The organism is Streptomyces sp. NPDC031100, assembly GCF_055570785.1.
Window position 1 is genome coordinate 279,531 of record NZ_JBVIGN010000001.1, and the last position, 22,606, is coordinate 302,136.

General features: G+C 69.6%; 18 protein-coding genes and 1 tRNA gene. 7 read left to right on the forward strand and 12 right to left on the reverse strand.

What is annotated here, in order from left to right:
* Positions 1–117: 117 nt before the first annotated feature.
* A complete protein-coding gene (locus ACZ5DS_RS01310; protein WP_468232770.1) occupies positions 118–981 on the forward strand; it encodes a DUF4184 family protein in 864 nt (287 codons plus the stop codon).
* A gap of 246 nt (positions 982–1,227) precedes the next feature.
* Here the strand turns inward: ACZ5DS_RS01310 and ACZ5DS_RS01315 are convergent, their stop codons facing one another.
* A complete protein-coding gene (locus ACZ5DS_RS01315) occupies positions 1,228–1,452 on the reverse strand; it encodes a hypothetical protein (RefSeq protein WP_468232772.1) in 225 nt (74 codons plus the stop codon).
* Between the two features lie 298 nt (positions 1,453–1,750).
* Positions 1,751–4,477 (reverse strand): DNA polymerase I, encoded by a 2,727-nt coding sequence (gene polA, locus ACZ5DS_RS01320; RefSeq protein WP_468232773.1) that lies wholly within the window; start codon positions 4,475–4,477, stop codon positions 1,751–1,753.
* Positions 4,478–4,697: 220 nt separating this feature from the next.
* On the opposite strand from polA, the gene ACZ5DS_RS01325 reads away from it, so the two are divergent.
* Together ACZ5DS_RS01325 and ACZ5DS_RS01330 are read left to right on the forward strand one after the other, a co-directional pair.
* Positions 4,698–6,977, forward strand: coding sequence for an FdhF/YdeP family oxidoreductase (locus ACZ5DS_RS01325; RefSeq protein ID WP_468232775.1), 2,280 nt, complete (start codon positions 4,698–4,700; stop codon positions 6,975–6,977).
* 48 nt (positions 6,978–7,025) lie between these two features.
* A complete protein-coding gene (locus ACZ5DS_RS01330; protein WP_468232777.1) occupies positions 7,026–7,514 on the forward strand; it encodes a hotdog fold thioesterase in 489 nt (162 codons plus the stop codon).
* Between the two features lie 126 nt (positions 7,515–7,640).
* Here the strand turns inward: ACZ5DS_RS01330 and ACZ5DS_RS01335 are convergent, their stop codons facing one another.
* From ACZ5DS_RS01335 to ACZ5DS_RS01355, 5 genes are all read right to left on the reverse strand, one after another.
* Positions 7,641–8,393, reverse strand: a complete 753-nt coding sequence (locus ACZ5DS_RS01335) for an ABC transporter ATP-binding protein (protein WP_468233853.1) — start codon at positions 8,391–8,393, stop codon at positions 7,641–7,643.
* 14 nt (positions 8,394–8,407) lie between these two features.
* Entirely contained in the window at positions 8,408–9,322 is a 915-nt protein-coding gene (locus ACZ5DS_RS01340) for an ABC transporter ATP-binding protein (protein WP_468232778.1), read from the reverse strand.
* Positions 9,322–10,692 carry a branched-chain amino acid ABC transporter permease gene (locus ACZ5DS_RS01345; RefSeq protein ID WP_468232780.1) on the reverse strand — a complete coding sequence of 457 codons (1,371 nt, stop codon included), beginning with the start codon at positions 10,690–10,692 and terminating at the stop codon, positions 9,322–9,324. The genes ACZ5DS_RS01340 and ACZ5DS_RS01345 overlap by 1 nt, the downstream gene beginning before the upstream one ends.
* The gene (locus ACZ5DS_RS01350) at positions 10,689–11,570 is read right to left on the reverse strand and encodes a branched-chain amino acid ABC transporter permease (RefSeq protein WP_468232781.1); all 882 of its coding nucleotides are present in this window, start codon (positions 11,568–11,570) and stop codon (positions 10,689–10,691) included. Before ACZ5DS_RS01350 ends, ACZ5DS_RS01345 begins: the two co-directional genes overlap by 4 nt.
* 219 nt (positions 11,571–11,789) lie before the next feature.
* On the reverse strand, positions 11,790–12,953 hold the full coding sequence (locus tag ACZ5DS_RS01355; protein WP_468232783.1) for a branched-chain amino acid ABC transporter substrate-binding protein: 1,164 nt from the start codon (positions 12,951–12,953) through the stop codon (positions 11,790–11,792).
* A gap of 299 nt (positions 12,954–13,252) precedes the next feature.
* Here ACZ5DS_RS01355 and ACZ5DS_RS01360 point away from each other — a divergent pair, with 299 nt between their 5' ends.
* Positions 13,253–13,849 carry a hypothetical protein gene (locus ACZ5DS_RS01360; RefSeq protein WP_468232785.1) on the forward strand — a complete coding sequence of 199 codons (597 nt, stop codon included), beginning with the start codon at positions 13,253–13,255 and terminating at the stop codon, positions 13,847–13,849.
* Positions 13,850–13,928: 79 nt separating this feature from the next.
* On the opposite strand, the gene ACZ5DS_RS01365 is transcribed toward ACZ5DS_RS01360, so the two are convergent.
* Positions 13,929–14,585 (reverse strand): ANTAR domain-containing response regulator, encoded by a 657-nt coding sequence (locus ACZ5DS_RS01365; protein ID WP_468232787.1) that lies wholly within the window; start codon positions 14,583–14,585, stop codon positions 13,929–13,931.
* 100 nt (positions 14,586–14,685) lie between these two features.
* Here ACZ5DS_RS01365 and ACZ5DS_RS01370 point away from each other — a divergent pair.
* Positions 14,686–14,760, forward strand: a tRNA-Leu gene (locus ACZ5DS_RS01370).
* 76 nt (positions 14,761–14,836) lie between these two features.
* Here ACZ5DS_RS01370 and pyk read toward each other — a convergent pair.
* Positions 14,837–16,273 carry a pyruvate kinase gene (gene pyk, locus ACZ5DS_RS01375; RefSeq protein WP_468232789.1) on the reverse strand — a complete coding sequence of 479 codons (1,437 nt, stop codon included), beginning with the start codon at positions 16,271–16,273 and terminating at the stop codon, positions 14,837–14,839.
* Between the two features lie 153 nt (positions 16,274–16,426).
* Positions 16,427–17,110 (reverse strand): SIMPL domain-containing protein, encoded by a 684-nt coding sequence (locus ACZ5DS_RS01380; RefSeq protein WP_468232791.1) that lies wholly within the window; start codon positions 17,108–17,110, stop codon positions 16,427–16,429.
* A gap of 149 nt (positions 17,111–17,259) precedes the next feature.
* On the opposite strand from ACZ5DS_RS01380, the gene ACZ5DS_RS01385 reads away from it, so the two are divergent.
* Positions 17,260–19,065, forward strand: a complete 1,806-nt coding sequence (locus ACZ5DS_RS01385) for a bifunctional metallophosphatase/5'-nucleotidase (RefSeq protein ID WP_468232792.1) — start codon at positions 17,260–17,262, stop codon at positions 19,063–19,065.
* A gap of 12 nt (positions 19,066–19,077) precedes the next feature.
* Here the strand turns inward: ACZ5DS_RS01385 and ACZ5DS_RS01390 are convergent, their stop codons facing one another.
* Positions 19,078–20,490 carry a lysine N(6)-hydroxylase/L-ornithine N(5)-oxygenase family protein gene (locus tag ACZ5DS_RS01390; protein WP_468232794.1) on the reverse strand — a complete coding sequence of 471 codons (1,413 nt, stop codon included), beginning with the start codon at positions 20,488–20,490 and terminating at the stop codon, positions 19,078–19,080.
* Complete coding sequence (locus ACZ5DS_RS01395; RefSeq protein ID WP_468232795.1) at positions 20,487–21,845, reverse strand: pyridoxal phosphate-dependent decarboxylase family protein; 1,359 nt, start codon at positions 21,843–21,845, stop codon at positions 20,487–20,489. The genes ACZ5DS_RS01390 and ACZ5DS_RS01395 overlap by 4 nt, the downstream gene beginning before the upstream one ends.
* A 211-nt stretch (positions 21,846–22,056) precedes the next feature.
* On the opposite strand from ACZ5DS_RS01395, the gene ACZ5DS_RS01400 reads away from it, so the two are divergent.
* A complete protein-coding gene (locus ACZ5DS_RS01400) occupies positions 22,057–22,605 on the forward strand; it encodes a GNAT family N-acetyltransferase (RefSeq protein WP_468232797.1) in 549 nt (182 codons plus the stop codon).
* Position 22,606 lies beyond the last annotated feature (1 nt).

Genomic DNA, 22,606 nt, shown 5'->3' on the forward strand with positions numbered 1-22,606 from the left:
TCACCGGTTGGCCAACTCTCGTTGGTATGTACGGCCCCGGGTGGCCCTCACGCATACTGGACACGACGTGATCACCGGTTCCGGCGCCGGCGCCGACGACCGCTCCAGGGGGGCCAGTTGCCGTTCACGCTCAGCCATGCGGCAGCCGTACTGCCCGCCCTCCGCCAGGACGGCGGCGGCCGGGGCCGGCTGGCGCCCTCGGTGCTCGTCGCGGGCTCCTTCGCGCCCGACATGACCTATTACGCGGCGAGCGTCCTGCCCGGCGGGATGGAGTTCGGTACGGTCACGCACTCTCTGCCCGGTGTGGTCGGCGTGGACGTGCTCATCTCCTGGGCGCTGGTGGGTTTGTGGCTGTTCGTCCGGGAACCGCTGGTGGCGCTGCTGCCCCGGGGCCGGCAGGGCCGTCCGGCCGCCCTGTTGCGCTGCGGTGCGCCACGCGCGCGCGTGCGAGCCGTTTCCGTGCTGTGGTGGTACGTCTCCGCGGTGCTCGGTGCGCTGACGCATGTCGTGTGGGACGCGTTCACGCATCACGACCGGTGGGGGTCGCGGCTGATTCCGGCCCTGGGCCGGGGCGTTGCGGGCATGCCGCTCTACACATGGCTGCAGTACGGCTCGTCCGCGGTGGCCGCCGTGGTGATCGCCGTGTTCCTGACCCGCGCGCTGCGGCGGGCGCCGGCCGGCGAACCGGTGGGGGTGCCCGCGCTGTCCGTACGGGACCGCCGACGGGCCGGTGCCGTGCTCGGCGGCTGCGCCCTGGTGGCGGCGGTGCAGCGGGCGACGCGGTGGTGGGACTACTGGGGTGCGAACGCGAAGCCCTGGGGCCTCGTGCCCACGCTGTGCTTCGGCGTGGGCGCCGGGCTCCTCCTCGGCGTGCTCGTGTACGCGGCCGGGGTCAGGATGTGGCGCCCCACCGGGGTCCCGGGCGGTCCCGGTGGGGCGGTCGGTGCGCGGCAGGACCGTACGGCCGCTCGGCGAGGGTGACCTCACTGTGCTTCGGCGTGGGCGCCGGGCTCCTCCTCGGGGTGCTCGTGTACGCGGCCGGGGTCAGGATGTGGCGCCCCACCGGGGTCCCGGGCGGTCCCGGTGGGGCGGTCGGTGCGCGGCAGGACCGTACGGCCGCTCGGCGAGGGTGACCTCGAAGACGGTGAGGGTGCGCCGGGGCCGTGTCCTCGGGATCACGGTGAGCAGCAGCGCGAGGTAGCCGCGGGCGAGGTCCGGCCAGGCGCGCTAGTCGGGGGCACGGCGGGTACGGGCGGCCAGCCGGCGCCTCAGGTCCGCCGCGGTCCTGCGTACGGTCTTGGCCGGGTCGGCGGGGATGCGGGCGGTGCTTGCGTCGGCCGCGAAGGGCGGGACCGGCGAGGCGGCCGTGGCCCGGGCCGAGGCGGTGTCCGCCGGGGCCGGGGTGCCGTGGCGCGCCTCGGGCGTCCGGCGGTGTTGCATGCGTATACCCATGCTCGCAGTGTTGCGGCTGCCGGGCTCGGGGGGCGTTTTGGCGGGGGCCACGTGAGTGAAACGCCCTCCGGGGGTTCAGCCGGAATAGGGTGCGGGGGGGTGGAGTGGCCGTGCGGGGTGCGGTGGGTTCGGCACCTCCCCCACTGCCTTGAGGGCGTGGGGGGACAGCTGGTGTGCGCCTGGCAGCCCGGCGACCGGTCAGTTTTTGCGCCGGTGTACCGGCGGCAGCCCTCGCGCCGGCGGAGAGGGCGTTGTCCTGCCGGTGCCGACAACGCCCTCTCCGCTGAATCGCCGAAGGCTAGTGCGCCGCGGACTCCCAGTCCGGGCCCACGCCCACGGAGACGTCGAGCGGGGCCCTCAGGTGGACCGCGGCGGCCATCTCGCGGCGGACGATCTCCTCGGCGGTCTTGCGCTCGCCGGGGGCGATCTCCAGGACGATTTCGTCGTGGACCTGGAGGAGCATGCGGGACTTGAGGTCCGCCTCGCGCAGGGCCTGGTCGACCTTGAGCATGGCGATCTTGACGATGTCGGCCGCCGTGCCCTGGATCGGCGCGTTCAGGGCCATGCGCTCTGCCGCCTCGCGGCGCTGGCGGTTGTCGCTGTTGAGGTCGGGGAGGTAGCGGCGGCGCCCGAAGAGCGTCGCCGTGTAGCCCGTCGCCCGCGCCTCGTCGACCGCCCGGCGCAGATAGTCCCGGACGCCGCCGAAGCGCTCGAAGTACGCGTCCATGAGGGCGCGTGCCTCCGCCGCCTCGATGTTCAGCTGCTGGGAGAGGCCGAAGGCGGAGAGGCCGTAGGCCAGGCCGTACGACATCGCCTTGATCTTGCGGCGCATCTCCGCGTCCACCGCGACGGGCTCGACGCCGAAGACCTGAGACGCGGCCGTGGTGTGCAGATCCTCGCCCGAGGTGAACGCCTGGATGAGGCCCTCGTCCTCGGAGAGATGGGCCATCACGCGCAGCTCGATCTGGCTGTAGTCGGCGGTCATCAGGGACTCGAAGCCCTCGCCGACCACGAAGCCGCGGCGGATCGCGCGGCCCTCGTCGGTGCGGACCGGGATGTTCTGCAGGTTCGGGTCCGTGGAGGACAGCCGGCCGGTCGCGGCCACCGTCTGGTTGAAGGTGGTGTGGATACGGCCGTCGGCCGCGATCGTCTTGATGAGGCCCTCGACCGTGACCCGCAGCTTCGCCTGCTCGCGGTGGCGGAGCATGATCACCGGCAGCTCGTTGTCCGTCTGGGTGGCGAGCCAGGCCAGGGCGTCCGCGTCGGTGGTGTAGCCGGTCTTCGTCTTCTTCGTCCTGGGCAGGGCCAGCTCGCCGAAGAGGACTTCCTGAAGCTGCTTGGGCGAGCCCAGGTTGAACTCGTGGCCGGCAGCGGCGTGCGCCTCCTTCACGGCCTGCTGCACGGCGCCCGCGAACATCTGCTCCATCGCTTCGAGGTGCGCGCGGTCGGCCGCGATGCCGTGGCGCTCCATACGGGCGAGCAGGGCGGAGGTGGGCAGCTCCATGTCGCGCAGGAGGTCCGCCGCGCCGACCTCCTGGAGACGGCCTTCGAAGGCCTCGCCCAGGTCGAGGACTGCTCGGGCCTGGATCATCAGCGCCTCGGCCTCGGCGCCGTCGTCCGCGCCGAAGGCCAGCTGGCCGTCGGCCGCGGCGGCCGGGGCCAGCTCGCGATGCAGGTACTCCAGGGACAGCGCGTCCAGGTCGAAGGAGCGGCGGCCCGGCTTGACCAGGTAGGCGGCGAGGGCGGTGTCCATGGCGACGCCCTCGACGCTCCAGCCGTGCTCGGCGAAGACGCGCATGGCGCCCTTGGCGCTGTGGAACACCTTGGGGCGGCCCGCGTCGGCCAGCCAGGACGCGAACGCGTTCTCGTCGGCCTCGTCCAACTCTGCGGGGTCGAACCAGGCGGCCGCTCCCCCGGCCGCGGCGAGCGCGACCTCGGCGACCGAGCCGGTGCCCAGGGCCCAGGTGTCGACCGTGGCGACGCCGAGGGTCCCGGTGCCGTGCTCGGCCAGCCAGGGGGCCAGCTCGCCGGCGCCGAGGACCTTGCCGTCCAGTTCCACGCCGTCCACCGCCACCGGGGTGGTCTCGGCCTCCTCGGCGCCGGGGTCGACGGCGAAGAGACGCTCGCGCAGGGACGGGTTGCGGATCTCCAGGGTGTCCAGGACCATCGCGACCGTCTTGCGGTCGTACGGGGCCCGCTCCAGGTCGGCTACCGTCTTCGGCAGCTCGACCTGGCGCTCCAGCTCGGTGAGGCGGCGGTTGAGCTTGACCGCCTCCAGGTGGTCGCGGAGGTTCTGCCCGGCCTTGCCCTTGACCTCCTCGACACGCTCGACCAGCTCCGCGAACGAGCCGAACTGGTTGATCCACTTCGCGGCGGTCTTCTCGCCGACACCGGGGATGCCGGGGAGGTTGTCGGACGGGTCGCCGCGCAGGGCCGCGAAGTCCGGGTACTGCGCGGGCGTCAAGCCGTACTTCTCGAAAACCTTCTCCGGGGTGAAGCGGGTCAGCTCCGAGACGCCCTTCGTCGGGTACAGCACCGTGGTGTTCTCGGTGACCAGCTGGAAGGAGTCGCGGTCGCCGGTGACGATCAGCACTTCGAAGCCCTCGGCCTCGGCCTGGGTGGCGAGGGTGGCGATGACGTCGTCCGCCTCGAAGCCCTCGACGGCGAAGCGCGGCGCGTGCATCGCGTCGAGCAGCTCGCCGATCAGCTCGACCTGGCCCTTGAACTCGTCCGGGGTCTTGGAGCGGTTCGCCTTGTACTCGGTGAACTGCTCGGACCGCCAGGTCTTGCGGGAGACGTCGAAGGCCACCGCGAAGTGCGTGGGGGCCTCGTCACGCAGGGTGTTGGCCAGCATCGACGCGAAGCCGTAGATCGCGTTCGTCGGCTGGCCCGTCGCGGTCGTGAAGTTCTCCGCGGGCAGCGCGAAGAACGCGCGGTAGGCCAGCGAGTGCCCGTCCATGAGCATCAGCCGGGGACGGGTGCCGCCGGGGGTCTTGTCGGTCTTCTTCGATGCTGTCTCTGCCACGCCCCCGATCCTGCCACGAGCCACTGACAGTCCGGGCCGCGGCGGGTTGGGCACCGTGGGACAGCACCGCCGGGAAGCCCGCGGACCGGCGGGGTATTGCTCCCGTCCCCCGGCGGGGGCATTGCTCCCGTCCCCCGGCAGGGCCGGGGCTCACGGCTGTCGGTGGCCCGTGGGAGGATCGGCAGCGTACTTCTCACACGCAGTCGAAGGGGACCGTGCGATGGCGACCAAGCCGCCCAAGGGTGATCCGGTTCAGGACGCGCCGCAGGTCGCGGAGCCGAAGCACGCGGCGGCGGGGCTGCCCGCCATCGGGCACACCCTGCGCATCGCCCAGCAGCAGATGGGTGTGAAGCGCACCGCGCTGACGCTGCTGCGGGTGAACCAGAAGGACGGCTTCGACTGCCCGGGCTGTGCCTGGCCGGAGCCGGACCACCGGCACAAGGCGGAGTTCTGCGAGAACGGCGCCAAGGCGGTGGCCGAGGAGGCGACCCTGCGCCGGGTCACCCCGGAGTTCTTCGCCGCGCACTCCGTCGCCGACCTGGCCTCCAGGAGCGGTTACTGGCTGGGGCAGCAGGGTCGGCTCACGCACCCCATGCATCTCCCCGAGGGCGGGGACCACTACGAGCCGGTCAGCTGGGAGCGTGCCTTCGACATCATCGCCGAGGAGATCTCCGCCCTCGGCTCCCCCGACGAGGCCGTCTTCTACACCTCGGGGCGGACCAGCAACGAGGCCGCGTTCCTGTACCAGCTCTTCGCGCGTGAGCTGGGCACCAACAACCTTCCCGACTGCTCGAACATGTGCCACGAGTCGTCCGGCTCGGCGCTCTCCGAGACGATCGGCATCGGCAAGGGCAGCGTCCTGCTGGAGGACCTCTACAAGGCAGACCTGATCATCGTCGCGGGGCAGAACCCGGGGACGAACCATCCGCGCATGCTCTCCGCCCTGGAGAAGGCCAAGGCGAACGGCGCGAAGATCATCAGCGTCAACCCGCTTCCCGAAGCCGGCCTGGAGCGGTTCAAGAACCCGCAGACCCCGCAGGGCATGCTCAGGGGCGCCGCCCTCACCGACCTGTTCCTGCAGATCCGCATCGGCGGCGACCAGGCCCTGTTCCGCCTCCTCAACAAGCTGATCCTTGAGACGCAGGGCGCGGTCGACGAGGAGTTCGTGCGCGAACACACCCACGGGTACGAGGAGTTCGCGGCAGCCGCACAGGCCGCCGACTGGGACGAGACGCTCACCGCGACCGGCCTCACGAGGGCGCAGATCGAGGAGGCCCTGCGGATGGTGCTCGCCTCCCGGCGGACCATCGTCTGCTGGGCGATGGGCCTCACCCAGCACAAGCACGCCGTTCCGACCATCCGCGAGGTGGTCAACTTCCTGCTCCTGCGGGGCAACATCGGCCGCCCGGGCGCGGGCGTGTGTCCGGTGCGCGGCCACTCGAACGTGCAGGGCGACCGCACGATGGGCATCTTCGAGCGGCCCGCTCCGGCGTTCCTGGACGCGCTGGAGAAGGAGTTCGGGTTCGCGCCCCCGCGCGAGCACGGCTTCGACGTCGTACGGGCCATCCGTGCGCTGCGCGACGGCGAGGCGAAGGTGTTCTTCGCGATGGGCGGCAACTTCGTCTCCGCCTCCCCCGACACCGAGGTGACCGAGGCGGCCATGCGGCGGGCCCGGCTGACGGTGCACGTGTCGACCAAGCTCAACCGCTCGCACGTCGTCACGGGCGCGCGGGCGCTGATCCTGCCCACCCTGGGCCGGACCGAGTGCGATCTGCAGAGCAGTGGCGAGCAGTTCGTGACCGTGGAGGACTCCATGGGCATGGTGCACGCCTCACGCGGGCGGCTCGCCCCCGCGAGCGGGCAGCTGCTGTCCGAGCCGGCGATCGTGTGCCGGATGGCGCGCCGGGTGCTGGGCGAGGACAGCGTCGTGCCGTGGGAGGAGTTCGAGAAGGACTACGCGACCATCCGGGACCGCATCGCGCGCGTGATCCCCGGTTTCGAGGACTTCAACACGCGCGTGGAGCGCCCCGGCGGCTTCGTGCTGCCGCACGCGCCGCGCGACGAGCGCCGCTTCCCCACGGCCACCGGAAAGGCGAACTTCACGGCGGCGCCGGTGGAGTACCCGGAGCTGCCCGAGGGCCGGCTGCTGCTGCAGACGCTGCGCTCGCACGACCAGTACAACACCACGATCTACGGCCTGGACGACCGCTACCGGGGCATCACGAACGGCCGTCGGGTGGTCCTGGTGAACCCTCAGGACGCGCGCGCCCTGGGGATCGCCGACGGGTCGTACGTCGACCTGGTGAGCGAGTGGAAGGACGGCGTGGAGCGCCGGGCGCCGGGCTTCCGGGTCGTGCACTATCCGACGGCCCGGGGCTGTGCCGCGGCCTACTACCCGGAGACCAACGTGCTCGTGCCGCTGGACGCCACGGCGGACACCAGCAACACCCCGGCCAGCAAGTCCGTGGTCGTGCGTCTGGAACAATCGGCGGCCGACTGAGCGTTTGCTCAGCCAAGAGACAGGTGTACGACGAACGGAGCCGGGCCCATGGGTGAGCAGCAGCAGGTGAAATTCCCGCAGGAGGTCATAGACGAGTACGCGGCGCTCGGCGTCGACCTGCCCGCGCTGTTCTCGGCAGGCCACCTCGGGACGCGGATGGGTGTGCAGATCCTGGAGGCCTCGGCGGAGCGGGTCGTCGGGACGATGCCGGTGGAGGGCAACACCCAGCCGTACGGCCTGCTGCACGGCGGGGCCTCCGCGGTGCTGGCGGAGACCCTGGGCTCGGTCGGCTCCATGCTGCACGGCGGCAGCTCGAAGATCGCGGTCGGCGTGGACCTGAACTGCACGCATCACCGTGGCGTCCGCTCCGGCCTCGTCACCGGCGTGGCCACGCCCCTGCACCGGGGCCGCTCGACGGCGACGTACGAGATCGTGATCAGCGACGAGGCGGGCCGGCGCGTGTGCAGCGCGCGGCTGACCTGCCTGCTGCGGGACGCCGCCCCCGCGCAGCTCCCCGGGCCGGGCGCCAACGGCTGACAGGTGCCGTCGGGCGACCCCGGTAGCGCCTTCGGCACGCACGCCACCGGTGCCGCAGACACGACGCGGGAGCCGGGAGGACTTCGTCTTCCCGGCTCCCGCAACACATACGGCTGGGCGTCAGGCTCAGGCCGCGCCTTCACCGAGGTAAGCCGCCCGAATACGCGAGTCGGCCAGCAGATCCTGCGCATCGCCCGACATGGCCACCGAGCCGGTCTCGAGGACATAACCCCGATTCGCCAGCCCCAGCGCCTGTGTCGCGTTCTGCTCCACCAGCAGCACGGTCGTGCCCTGCTGGTTGATCTCATGGATGATCTCGAAGATCTGCTGCACGATCAGCGGTGCGAGACCCATCGACGGCTCGTCCAGCAGCAGCAGTTCCGGCCGGCCCATCAGAGCGCGCCCGATCGCGAGCATCTGCTGCTCACCACCGGACAGCGTGCCCGCGTACTGCGAACGCCGCTCCGCAAGCCTCGGAAACAGGGTGAACACGCGATCCAGGTCGGCGGAGTCCACCGACTTGAAGCGGTAGGCACCCATCTCCAGGTTCTCGCGCACCGTCATCGTCGCGAACACCCGCCGGCCCTCGGGCACATGCCCGATACCGAACTGCACCAGCTCGTGCGACTTGATGCCGTCGATGCGCTCCCCGCGCAGGCAGACCTGGCCCTCGCGGGGCTGCAGCATGCCGGAGACGGTGCGCAGCGTCGTGGTCTTGCCGGCGCCGTTGCCGCCGAGCAGAGCCACGATCTCGCCCTCGCCGACCGTCAGGTCGATGCCCTTGAGCGCCTCGATGGCACCGTAGAACACGCGCAGGTTCTTCAGCTCCAGCAGCGGGCTGCCCGCACCACCGGCGTCCCCGCCCGGCTCCTTCTCCAGCTCCGTGGTCGTACTCACTGGTCGTCCTCCGCGTCCGACGCCGACTGGTGCTCATGCTCGGCGATGATCTCCTGGACCGCCGCCGCGTCCTCCGCGGAGGAGCCGAGGTAGGCCTCGATCACGGCGGGGTGCTGCTGCACCTCGCTCGGCGTCCCCTCGGCGATCTTCTTGCCGAAGTTGAGCACCATGACGCGGTCCGCCACCGACATCACCAGTCGCATGTCGTGCTCGATCAGCAGCACGCTCACGCCCAGTTCGGTGTTTATACGGCGGATCAGCTCCTCCAGCTCGAGCTTCTCCGTCGGGTTGGTACCCGCCGCCGGCTCGTCCAGCAGCAGCACCTGCGGATCGGTGGCCAGCGCCCGCGCGATCTCCAGGCTGCGCTGATCACCGTAGGACAGGCTGCCCGCGATCTCGTTGAGCTTGTCCTCCAGGCCCACGAACTTCAGCAGCCGGTGCGCCCGCTCGTCGCTGAGCCGCTCGGCCTTCCGCGCGTTCGGCAGCCCCAGCATGATCGAGACCGGGCCGGCCTTCAGCCGGGTCTCCGCCGCGATCTTCACGTTCTCCAGCGCGGTGAGCGCCGAGAACAGCCGGATGTTCTGGAAGGTACGCGCCAGCCCCAGCCGGTTGACGACATGCGGCTTGCTGCCGAGCAGGGACTTCTCGCCGCCGTCCTTCGGACGGAAGACGATCTTCCCCTCCTGTGGGGTGTACGCACCCGTCAAGGAGTTGAACAGCGAGGTCTTCCCCGCACCGTTGGGGCCGATCACCGCCAGGATCTCGCCCCGCCGCATCTGCAGATTGACATGGTCCAGAGAGGTCAGGCCGCCGAAACGCAGCGTCACATCCCAGGTCTCCAGCACCAGGTCCGCGTCACCGGACGCCGGCCCGCCGACGGCGGCCGGCTCGCTCGTCACATCGGTGGTCATCAGAACTTGCCTCCCGCCGGCTCGGACATCGCATCCGCGTCCCCGATGCCTTCCTCCGCCAGCTGCATCTCACGCTGACGTCGGCGGGAAGGCCAGATGCCCTGCGGCCGGTAAATCATCATGATCACAAGCAGTGCGCCCAGGTACATGTACCGGTCGGACGGGTCCACGTAGTCCTTCAGCACCTCGGGCAGCCACACCAGAGAGGCGGCACCGAGCAGCACGCCGGGAATCGAGCCCATCCCGCCGAAGATCACATACGCCAGCACCAGGATCGACTGCAGCAGCGGGAAGACCTCGGGGTTGATGTACCCGTACTTGCTGGTGAACACCACACCCGCGACTCCCGACGTCGACGCGCCGATCGCGAACGCCATCATCTTGAAGCGGACTGTGTTCACACCGTTGGCCGCCGCCGCGATCTCGTCCTCGCGGATCGCGGTCCACGCCCGGCCCACCCGGGAATGCTCCAGCCGGGAGAACAGGATGATCACGACCACGACGAAGAACACCAGGAGGTACCAGTACGGCAGCGGATCGATCGACCACTCGTAGGAGATCCCGGCGAAGTCGATCGAGAAGTCGGGAATCATCCGCGCGCCCTGCGGACCGCCCGTCAGCCCGTCCGCGTTCTTCGCCACCAGGTAGATGATCTCGTGGAAGCCGAGCGTGACGATAGCCAGATAGTCACCGCGCAGACGCAGCGTCGGAGCGCCCAGCAGCACACCCGTGAGCAGACACGTCACCACGGCGATCGGAATCACCCAGAACGGGTTCAGCACCACCGGAGGCTCGACCGGCAGCCGCCCCGTCCAGAACGCCGTCGAGTAGGCGCCCACCGCGAAGAAGGCGAAGAAGCCGAGGTCCAGCAGACCCGCCCAGCCGATCACCACGTTCAGACCGATCGCCAGCAGCACGAAGATGGCGATCTGGTCGACCAGCACCGTCTGCCAGTACGGCTGCAGCGTGGGAGGGACGGCCAGAGCCACCACCAGAGCGAGGATCAGCAGACCCCAGCGCAGCCGCTTGTCCGCCTGCACCCGGCCGCGCACCGAACCCAGCGGACCGGCCACGCCCGGCTTCGCCTTCGCGGCAAGGCCCTTGAGCGCATCGCCCGCGAACTCCCGCAGCACCCACACGCCCACGGTGAGCGCGAGACAGACCCACAGTCCGCCGCCCGTGAACGTGTTGTTGATGGAGAAGAAGATGTCCCGCGTGTTGCCCTGCTCGCCCGTCACCAGGGCCAGCAGCACGCCCAGCGCCACCATCGCCCACAGCCGGGTGAACCGCGGCTGCTGGTACCACGCCGTACGACGCAGCCTGGCTGCCTGAGACGGAGTCAGATGCTTGGACGTGTCGACCGCACTCATGCCGCCCTCCCCACTCGCTCACCGAGGATGCCCGTCGGACGGAACATCAGCACCAGGATCAGCACCACCATGGCGGAAACGCTTCGCCACTCGTCACCGAGCAGCGGCACCGTCATCGTCTCCACCACGCCGATCAGCACACCGCCGAGCATCGCGCCGCGGATGTTGCCGATGCCTCCCACCACCGCCGCCGCGAACGCGGTGATGCCGGGAATGAAGCCCATCGTGTACGAGACCTGGTTGAGGTTGGCGAACAGGAAGCCCGCCACACCACCGAGCACACCACCGATGATGAAGGTGCGGGAGATCACCTTGTCGATGTCCACCCCCATCAGGCTCGCGACCTCGGCGTCCTGCGCCACCGCACGGATGCCCTTGCCGAGCTTCGTACGGTTCACCAGCAGGTCGAGGCCGATCATCATGACCACAGCCGTCAGGAACTGCAGCAGCTGAGTGATGTTCACCCCCGCACCGAAGACGGTGAACACCGTGCTGTTCTTGTACATGTCCGGCAGCGTCAGCGGGTCACGGCCGAAGAGCTTGCCCGCCAGGTTGTAGAGGAAGAACGAGGCACCGATAGCGGTGATCAGAAAGATCAGGCGAGGCGCCCCGCGTCTGCGCAGCGGCCGGTACGCGACCTTTTCGAGACCGTACGCCGTCACACCGCCGAACAACGCCGATCCGGCCATGGCAAGTGCGACGAAGCCGATCGAGGCCAGCGCCGACGGGCTGTCCCCCGGATTGATGAGAGTGAGAACCACAAGGCTGCCGTAACCACCCATCATGAAGACCTCGCTGTGGGCGAAGTTGATGAGCTGCAGCACACCGTAGACAAGGGTGTAGCCGATGGCGATGACGGCATACAGCGAGCCGAGCATCAGCCCTAGGACGAGATAGTCCCAGAACTCCTGAAGGGACATGGAGTTGAACTTCCTGTGAGAACCGGACAAGCCGCTGGCCCGGAACGCCGGGCGGCCCGCTGAAAGACATGCGGAGCGGTCAACGGCTGTGCCTGCTTGCGCACTTCACAGACAAGGGCCGGGAGAACGTGTGTCCCCCGACCCCCGTCACATGGCGTCAGCCGCCGGAGCCCGGCCTCAGCCGATCAGCTTGGTGACGTTGCCCTGGTACTCGATCTTGCCGCTCTTCACCTGGTAGATGAAGACGTCCGTACCCTTGAACTCACCGTTCGACTCGAACGAGAACGTCTTGGTGAGACCCTTGTAGGAGGCCTTGGCGAGGGCATCGCGCAGCGCCTTGCGCTCGACGCCGGAGCCGGCCTTCTTGATCTCCGCGATGATCATGTTCGCGACGTCGTACGCCTCGGCGGAGTAGGTACCCGGAGCCCGGTTGAACTCCTTCTGGTAGTCCGCCGCGAACTTCTTCGTACCCGCCTCGACGGTCGAGTCCGTGCAGGGGCAGGTCAGGTACCAGTTCTCGGAGGCCTTACCGGCGAGCTCCACGAACTTGGCATCGTTCGAACCGTCACCCGAGATCGCGGCACCCTTGAAGCCCGCGTCCGACAGCTTCTTCGAGAGCGGGGCCAGGTCCTGGTAGTAACCGGCGTAGATCAGCGCGTCCGCCTTGGAGTTGACGACATCCTTCGCGGTGGCGCTGTAGTCGGGCGTCTTCTGCGGGACGCTCTTCTTCACCACCGTGACGCCGGCCGACTTCAGGGTCTCCTCGGCAACCTTGGCCAGACCCACGCCGTAGTCGGTCTTGTCGTCGATCAGGTAGACCTTCTTGGCGCCGATCTTCTTCGCGAAGAAGTCGCCCATGGCCTTGCCCTGCATGTTGTCGTTGGGAACGGCCCGCAGGAGGCTCGTGAAGCCATTGGCCTTGTCCGTCAGCGACGGGTTGGTGGCCGACGGCGACACCGTCACCAGACCGGCCTCCGCGTACAGCGGCGAGGCCGAGTTGGTCGCACCCGAGAAGGCGGGACCGACCACGGCCTTGACATCCGGGTCGTCAATCACCTTCTGTGCGGCGGTCGGTGCCTTGTCCGGCAGACCCTGGTCGTCGGCTGCCACGTACTCCAGTTTGAACTTGAGGTCACCACTCGCGTTCGCCTGCTTGATCGCCAGCTGCACGCCGTTCTGCATGTTCTCACCCAGGGCGACGTTGTCGCCGGAGAGCGGACCCTCGAAGGCAATCTTCACAGTGGTGCCACCACTACCGGAGCCGCCACCGCCACAACCGGTCAGCGCCAGCGCTCCAACGGCCATCGGAATGGCCAGCTTGACGACGGTCTTGTTCAGCACTCAGCACTCCCTGGCCCGAACGATGATGCGCAGAAGAACTCGTGATCCCCCGCGCCGACACCGCTTATCCCTACGGTGTGCGGGGAATCTAATCGGGTTGCCAGCCGGTCGGATAGGTGGTCCACAGATGTGTGATCGCCCTGTGACCTCGGATATCTACCGGATACAGAACCCCGCCAACCGACCCATGGACGTTTCGGCCATCACACAGCACTCGGAAGATCATCGTACGAACTTCACAACCAGCCGCCGACCTGCACAGACAAGACGTGCAGCCACCAAACGGAGGCAACTCAGACATGCCTCAGCGCAGACAACCCCCGAGCACCCTGAAACCACCGGAGAGCAGAGCGGGAAACAGCCGGAAACAAACCGCACTTGCCGCACTCACAGGCCTGTTACTCGGAGCGGGAATCACCACCGCAACCGCAACCGCGCTCTGGCCGCACCAGCCCGCCCCCACCCTGCGCCCTCTGGAAACAGCGCCCGGAACCGACCCCGTCCGCAGCGGAAACCTTCAGTTCGACGCCATCGGCCTGCGTTGCGGAATCACCACCGTCATCGGCACCCACGGCGAACACTGGGCCAAGGGCCGCCTCTGCCGCATCCGCCTCACCGTCGCCTCACAGGACTCCGTCTTCGGCCAGATCGACAACGACCTCCACCGGCTCGTCCTCGACAACGGCAGCGAACTCACCATCGACCGCGAAGCCACCCAGATCAAACGCCAGCCACTGCACACCGAAGTCGCCGCACACGGCACCATCACCTACGACCTCTGGTACGACCTCCCCCGCAGCCGACACCCCATCGCACTGCGCGTCCGCGCCGACGACAGGGAGCCCCCGGCCACCATCCCGCTCCCCCGACGGGACTGGACCGAAGGCTCCGCCTGACCACACAGCCGAAACGCACCGGCGCTACTGCCGCGCCCTCTTCTCCAGGGGCGCGGGCCGCGTCGACGCAAGGTGCTGTTCAGCCCTTCTTCGCGGCCTTCTTCTCCTCGTTGTCCGCGATGACCGCCTCGGCGACCTGCTGCATGGACATCCGGCGGTCCATGGAGGTCTTCTGGATCCAGCGGAAGGCGGCGGGTTCGGTCAGCCCGTACTCCGTCTGCAGGACGGACTTCGCGCGGTCGACCAGCTTGCGGGTCTCCAGCCGCTGGGTGAGGTCGGCGACCTCCTGCTCCAGCTGCTTCAGCTCGGTGAAGCGGGAGACGGCCATCTCGATGGCCGGTACGACGTCGCTCTTGCTGAAGGGCTTCACCAGGTAGGCCATGGCGCCGGCGTCCCGGGCACGCTCGACCAGGTCGCGCTGCGAGAAGGCGGTGAGCATGAGGACCGGGGCGATGGACTCCTCGGCGATCTTCTCGGCCGCGGAGATGCCGTCCAGCTTGGGCATCTTCACATCGAGGATCACCAGGTCCGGCCGGTGCTCACGGGCCAGCTCCACGGCCTGCTCCCCGTCCCCGGCCTCGCCGACGACGGTGTACCCCTCCTCCTCCAGCATCTCTTTCAGATCGAGCCGGATCAGCGCCTCGTCCTCAGCGATGACGACTCGGGTCGTCAGCGGAGGCACGTGCGACTTGTCGTCGTCGGGCGCGTCTACGGGCTGGGGCGACTCGGGGGTCACAGGGGCTCCTCGTTCAGGGCAGAGGTACTGCTGACAAGAGCCTACCTAGCTACGGTATGGTGGACGCGCGGAGGGTCAGGGGAAACCTTGGATTCTGCGAGCCCCGGTAGCCCAATTGGCAGCAGGCAACGGATTCAAAACCCGTACAGTGTCGGTTCGAGTCCGACCCGGGGCACTTTTCATTGGATTCCAAGGTCAGCGAATCGGCAGGGCCCCTCGCGTCGAGGGGCCCTTTTCCGTGCGCCGGCCCACTATCGGGGACGGTCGTCCTCACCGATGTGGTGCACGCGGACCATGTTGGTCGAGCCGGAGACGCCGGGCGGGGAACCCGCCGTGATGATCACGACGTCGCCCTTGTGGCAGCGGCCGTACTTCAGGAGCAGCTCGTCCACCTGGTCGACCATCGCGTCCGTGGAGTCGACGTGCGGACCGAGGAAGGTCTCCACACCCCAGGTCAGGCTGAGCTGGGAGCGCGTGGCCTGCACCGGGGTGAAGGCCAGCAGCGCAATGGGCGAGCGGTAGCGGGACAGCCGGCGGGCCGTGTCTCCCGACTGGGTGAACGCCACCAGGAACTTCGCCCCGAGGAAGTCGCCCATCTCGGCGGCGGCCCGGGCGACCGCGCCGCCCTGGGTGCGGGGCTTGTTGCGCTCGGTCAGCGGCGGCAGGCCCTTGGCGAGGATGTCCTCCTCGGCCGCCTCGACGATCTTCGCCATGGTCCGCACGGTCTCGATCGGGTACTTGCCGACGCTGGTCTCGCCGGAGAGCATCACCGCGTCCGTGCCGTCGATGACCGCGTTGGCCACGTCCGAGGCCTCGGCGCGGGTCGGGCGGGAGTTGTCGATCATCGAGTCCAGCATCTGGGTGGCCACGATGACCGGCTTGGCGTTGCGCTTGGCGAGCTTGATCGCGCGCTTCTGCACGATCGGGACCTGCTCCAGCGGCATCTCCACGCCCAGGTCGCCGCGCGCGACCATGATGCCGTCGAAGGAGGCGACGATGTCGTCGATCGCGTCGACGGCCTGCGGCTTCTCGACCTTGGCGATCACCGGGAGGCGGCGGCCCTCCTCGTCCATGATGCGGTGGACGTCCTCGACGTCCTTGCCGGTGCGGACGAAGGAGAGGGCGATGACGTCGAAGCCGGTGCGCAGCGCCCAGCGCAGGTCGTCCTCGTCCTTCTCGGAGAGGGCCGGCACGGAGACGGCGACACCCGGGAGGTTCAGGCCCTTGTGGTCGGAGATCATGCCGCCCTCGACCACCCGGGTGTGGACCCGGGGGCCGTCGACGGCGGTGACCTCCAGGCAGACCTTGCCGTCGTCCACCAGGACGCGCTCACCGGGAGTGACGTCGGCGGCGAGGCCGGCGTAGGTGGTGCCGCAGGCGTGGCGGTCGCCCTCGACGCCCTCCTCCACGGTGATGGTGAAGGAGTCTCCGCGTTCAAGGAGTACGGGGCCTTCGGTGAAACGGCCGAGCCGGATCTTCGGGCCTTGAAGGTCGGCGAGGATTCCGACGCTGCGACCGGTTTCGTCGGCGGCCTTTCGTACGTGCTGGTAACGCTCCTCGTGCTCGGCGTGAGTGCCGTGGCTGAGGTTGAAGCGGGCGACGTCCATTCCGGCGTCGACCAGTGCCTTGATCTGGTCGTACGAGTCGGTGGCGGGCCCCAGAGTACAGACGATCTTTGCTCGGCGCATGATTCGAGCCTAGGCCTTACCCGCCGGTAGAGAATCCGGCCAGCATGACCACTCAACAACCTTTGGGTAAAGGGCTATTGACAAGTGTTGAATTGTGCGGCAGCCCGCTCCTATGAGCGATTCTTTTCGGGCGTCGATTCTCGGCCGCGCAATTCACAGTCGCGGCGGCACCAGGGTGAATTGGGCGCTGACCTGAGCGGTTACGCGCAGGCGCGAGGGTTCCAGATCGAGAGGCTCGGCCGCCTCGGCCGTATCGACCATGCTCATGCGCCGGGCAGCCCGGCCGAAGGTGGCCCGCGGGTGCTCGGTGCCGGTGTCGGCCAGCTCGACCAGCGCGGCGATCGTGGTACCCAGGGCCTCGGCGTACTCCCGGGCCCGCTGGACGGCCTCGCCGACCGCCCGCCGACGGGCCTCGGCATGCACCGGTGAGCCGGGGCGCAGGGACCACCAGGGGCCGTCGACCCGGGTCAACTCCAACTCGGCCAGCCGGGTGGTCAGTTCACCGAGAACGGTGAAGTCGGAGAGCTGGGCGCTGAGCAGGACCCGGCCCTGGTAGCTGCGCACCCGCTCGCCCCGGCCGCGCTCGGTGAGTTCCGGGGTGATCGAGAAGGCGCCGGTGGACACCTCCTCCACCGCGTCCCCGTAGGACTTCACGAGGTCGAGGGCGGCCGCGTTGCGCCGGGTCAGGTCGTCCAGCGTGGAGCGCCGGTCGCGGCCGCGGGCGCTCACGGTCACACCGATGCGGGCGACCTCGGGCTCGACCTCGAGTTCGGCCTCGCCGCGGACCACGAGGAGGGGGGCTTCAGGGGTCCCGTACGGGACGGTCGCCTGGGTCATGCGTCCCACTCTGTCACGCACTTCCCGTTTCGACGGCCGGAGTTCACACGACAGGTCACCAGATCGCAACCTCTTGGACCTGTTGCCGTAAGTCATGTTCAGGACAGAATCTACGCGCGTTGTTGACCATTCGCCGAGGAGACCCAGAGATGCCCTTGAACCGCCGGAAGTTCCTGAAGAAGTCCGCCGCGACGGGAGCGGGAGTGGCCATCGCCGGTGCGGCGGCGGCTCCGGCGGCCGAGGCGGCCGAGCAGCAGGCGCCCGGCAAGCACGTGAAGCGCTACTCGCTCACCGTCATGGGCACCACCGACCTGCACGGCCACGTCTTCAACTGGGACTACTTCAAGAACGCGGAGTACACCGACAAGGCGGGCAACGCCCAGGGCCTGGCCCGGATCTCGACGCTCGTCAACCAGATCCGCGCGGAGAAGGGCCACTGCAACACGCTGCTGCTGGACGCCGGCGACACGATCCAGGGCACCCCGCTGACGTACTACTACGCCAAGGTCGACCCGATCACCGCCAAGGGCGGCCCGGTGCACCCGATGGCGCAGGCCATGAACGCGATCGGGTACGACGCCGCGGCGCTCGGCAACCACGAGTTCAACTACGGCATCGAGACCCTGCGCGCGTTCGAGGACCAGCTGGACTTCCCGCTGCTCGGCGCCAACGCGGTCGACGCGAAGACGCTGAAGCCCGCCTTCCCGCCCTACTTCATCAAGACGTTCCACGTGCCGGGCGCCCGGCCGGTGAAGGTCGCCGTGCTCGGTCTGACCAACCCCGGCATCGCGATCTGGGACAAGGCCTACGTCCAGGGCAAGCTGGCGTTCCCGGGCCTGGAGGAGCAGGCCGCGAAGTGGGTGCCGAAGCTGAAGGCGATGGGCGCGGACGTCGTCGTGGTGTCGGCGCACTCCGGGTCCTCGGGTACCTCGTCCTACGGTGACCAGCTGCCGTACGTCGAGAACGCGGCCGCCAACGTCGCCAAGCAGGTCCCGGACATCGACGCGATCCTCGTCGGGCACGCGCACGTGGAGATCCCGGAGCTGAAGGTCACCAACGACACGACCGGGAAGACGGTCGTGCTGTCGGAGCCGCTGGCGTACGCGGAGCGGCTGTCCGTCTTCGACATCGAGCTGGTCTTCGCCAGGGGCCGGTGGACCGTCGAGTCCGTCTCCTCGAAGGTGCTCAACTCCAACTCGGTCGCCGACGACCCGGAGATCACCAAGTTGCTCAGCGACGAGCACGCGAAGGTCGTCACGTACGTGAACCAGGTCGTCGGCACCGCGACCGCTGCCCTGACCACGGTCGAGGCCCGCTACAAGGACGCCCCGATCATCGACCTGATCACCAGGGTCCAGGAGGACGTGGTCAAGGCCGCGCTCGCGGGCACCGAGTACGCCTCGCTGCCGGTGATCGCGCAGGCCTCGCCGTTCTCCCGCACCTCCGAGATCCCGGCCGGCAAGGTGACCATCCGGGACCTGTCGAGCCTGTACGTGTACGACAACACGCTGGTCGCCAAGCTGCTGACGGGCGCGCAGGTGCGGGCCTACCTGGAGTACTCGGCGGGGTACTACGTCCAGACGGCTGCCGACGCGGCCGTCGACGTGGAGAAGCTGACGAACGCGGGCGGCCGTCCCGACTACAACTACGACTACGTCTCGGGCCTGTCGTACGACATCGACATCGCGCAGCCGGCCGGGTCGCGGATCAGGAACCTCACCTTCAACGGTGCCGCGCTGGACGACGCCCGGCAGTTCGTGTTCGCGGTGAACAACTACCGCGCCAACGGCGGCGGCGCCTTCCCGCACGTCGCCTCGGCCAAGGAGCTGTGGTCGGAGTCGACCGAGATCCGCACGCGGATCGCGGAGTGGGTCACCGCGAAGGGCGTCCTGGACCCGAAGGACTTCGCGTCCGTGGACTGGAAGCTGACGCGGAACGGCACGCCGGTGTTCTAGGCCCTCGACTCCTCACCTTCCCTCCACCAGCGGAGTCAGCTGCTTGGCCTGCCGATCCTGCGGGTCTCTGGGTTGCGGCTCCTCAAGTCCGAACGTGGTGAAGGCCGTTCTCGTGGGCAGCGGGTACGGCTCTTTGCCGGTGAGGGAGTTGAGGATGGTCGCGCTGCGCCAGGCGGCGAGGCCGAGGTCGGGCGCGCCGACGCCGTGGGTGTGCAGTTCGGCGTTCTGGACGTACACCGATCCGGTGACCGAGGGGTCGAGGACGAGCCGGAACTCCTCGTCGATGCGCGGGCGTTCGCTGCTGTCGAGGCGCATGTAGGGGTCGAGTCCGGCGAGGATGCGGCCGAGCGGGCGCTCGCGGTAGCCGGTGGCGAGAACGACGGCTCCGGTGGTGAGCCGGGAGCGGCTGCCCTGCTGGACGTGTTCCAGGTGGAGTTCGACCTTGGTGGTGGCGATGCGGCCGGCGGTGCGCACGAGGACGCCGGGGGTGAGGACGGCGTCGGGCCAGCCGCCGTCCAGGGTGCGCCGGTACAGCTCGTCGTGGATGGCGGCGAGCGTGCCGGCGTCGACGCCCTTGTGCAGCTGCCACTGGGCGGGGATCAGCCGGTCGCGTACGGGCTCGGCGAGCGCCTGGAAGTAGCGGGTGTAGTCGGGGGTGAAGTGCTCCAGACCCAGCTTGGAGTACTCCATGGGCGCGAACGCCTCCGTACGCCCGATCCAGTGCAGCTTCTCGCGGCCGACGGGGCGGTGGCGCAGCAGGTCGAGGAAGACCTCGGCGCCGGACTGTCCGGAGCCGACGACGGTGACGTGGTCGGCGGCCAGGAGGGCGGCACGGTGGTCCAGGTAGTCGGCGGCGTGGAGGACCGGGACGCCGGGCGCCTCGACCAGGGGCCTGAGGGGGTCGGGTACATAGGGGGCGGTACCGACACCGAGGACGACGTTGCGGGTGTAGGTACGGCCGAGCGCCTCGGCCTCGCCCTCGGCGTCGAGCTGGGTGAAGTCGACCTCGAACACGTCGCGTTCGGGGTTCCAGCGGACGGCGTCGACCTGGTGGCTGAAGTGCAGCCCGGAGAGGTTCTCGGAGACCCAGCGGCAGTAGGCGTCGTACTCGGCGCGCTGGATGTGGAAGCGCTCGCCGAAGTAGAAGGGGAAGAGCCGCTCGCGGGTCTTGAGGTAATTGAGGAAGCTCCAGGGGCTGGTGGGGTCGGTGAGGCTCACCAGGTCGGCCAGGAAGGGCACTTGGATGGTGGCGCCCTCGATGAGGAGGCCGGGGTGCCAGTCGAAGGCGGGGCGCTGCTCGTAGAAGACGGCGTCGAGCGCGGCGAGCGGGTCGGCGAGGGCGGCGAGGGATAGGTTGCAGGGGCCGATGCCGATGCCGACCAGGTCGCGCGGGTACTCGGGCTCGTGGCATGGGGGGATGGTCATCTGGGGGTCGTTCCTTCTACGAGTGTGAGGAGCTGGGCCAGTTCGTCGGACCGGGTGTGGGGGTTGAGGAGGACGGCCTTGAGCCAGAGGCGGCCGTCGAGACGGGCGCGGCCGAGGACGGCCCGGCCCTCGTGCAGCAGCCTGCGGCGTAAGGCGGCCACGGCGTCGTCGTCCGCGTCTGCGGGCCGGAACAGGACCGTGCTGATGACGGGCCGGTCGTACAGTTCGAGGCCGGGGCGGCCCTGGACGAGCGCGGCGAACTCGATTGCACGGGCGCAGACTTGGTCGACGAGGGCGCCGAGTCCGCTGCGGCCCAGCGTCTTCAGGGTGACGGCGATCTTGAGGATGTCCGGGCGGCGGGTGGTGCGCAGGGAGCGGCCGAGCAGATCGGGGAGTCCGGCCTCGGTGTCGTCCTCGGCGTTCAGGTAGTCGGCACGCTGGTGCAGGACGGCGAGTTCGCTGGGCCGGGCCACGGCGAGCAGTCCGGCGGCGACCGGCTGCCAGCCGATTTTGTGCAGGTCGAGGGTGACGGTGTGGGCGGCCTCGAGCCCGGCGAGCTTCTCCCGGTGCCGGTCGCTGAAGGCGAGGCCTCCGCCGTAGGAGGCGTCGATGTGCAGGCGGACGCCGTGGGCGCTGCACAGGCCGGCGATCTCGGGCAGCGGGTCGATGAGCCCCGCGTCGGTGGTGCCGGCGGTGGCGGCGACCAGCAGGGGGCCGGAGAGCGCGGAGAGCGCGGCGTCGAGGGCGGCCGGGTCGAGGGTGCCGCCGGGGGCGGGGAGGACGACCGGCTCCGGAAGGCCGAGGAGCCAGGCGGCGCGGGGCAGGGAGTGGTGGGCGCCCGCCCCGCAGACCAGCCGGACGCTGCCGCCGTGGGCCTCGCGGGCGAGCAGCAGGGCGAGCTGGTTGGACTCGGTGCCGCCGGTGGTGACCAGGGCGTCGGCCAGGCCGATCTCGTGGGCGAGGGCGCGGCTGACCTCGGTCTCCAGGGCGGAGGCGGCGGGGGCCTGGTCCCAGGAGTCGAGGGACGGGTTGAGGACGCTCACGGCGAGGTCGGCGGCGGTGGCGACGGCGAGCGGCGGACAGTGCAGATGGGCCGCGCACAGCGGGTCGGCGGGGTCGGCCGCGCCCTCGGCCAGGGCGTGCACGAGGGCGCGCAGCGCGTCGGGGTCGCCGGTGTCCGGCAGGACGTCTCCGAGGGCGTCGGCGATCCGTGCGGCGACGGCCTCGGGTCCGCCGGCCGGCAGCGGTCCGCCGCGGGCCCGGGCGCCGCTCGCGAGCGCGTCGAGCACGGTGTCCAGGAGCGGCCGCAGGGCTTTGGGGCCGTCCGGTCCTGAGGCGAGGGGCGGCGTGCTCATGGGCTCTCCTCCGGGGCGCGTGGGGCAAGGGGGCGACCATGGGGTGCCCGGCCTGTGCAGGGGCCCCTGTACGACGTCTTCCAGTTTGTGCAGGAAGGGTCCTGCGCGTCCGGAAAGACCGACGATCGGTACCCGAAAGTGGGTATTGCCGTACGGGGAAAGCGCGTTGGGACGTTGGAAAGAGGCCGGTCGCGCGGCTGACGTCGGTCGGATGGTGGACGCGTGGATGATCGACGTGCCCGGAGAGCGGGTGGTGGTGCGTGAGCCCGGTCCCGCGGACGAGGTGCCGCTGCTGACGCTGTTCGAGGAGTGCGAGGACTGGTTCCTGGCGGCGACGGGGCTGCCGTCCGGGCCGGGTGACGTGCAGAGCCTGTTCTACGCGCTGCCGGAGGGTGCGAGCCCCGACGACAAGGTGCTTCTGGTGCTGGAGCGGGACGGCGTGGTCGCGGGCCTGGTGGACGCGGTGCGGGACCATCCGGAGCCGGGCGCGGTGGCGGTGGGCCTGTTCCTGCTGGCGCCGTGGGCGCGGGGCCGGGGCCTCGGCCGGGCGCCGGCCGAGGCCCTGCTGGCCCGGGCCGGGGACGTGTCCCTGGTCACGGCGACGGTCCCGGCCGCCTGGCATTCCGGTGCGCGCTTCCTGGAGCGGCTCGGTTTCGCGCTCGACGTCGCCGCTGCCGCCGCCGAGTCGGGCGACCGGCGGACGGGATCGCGCGAACGGGCCGTACGGTGGGCCGAGTTGCGGCGGACCGGCACGCGCTGAA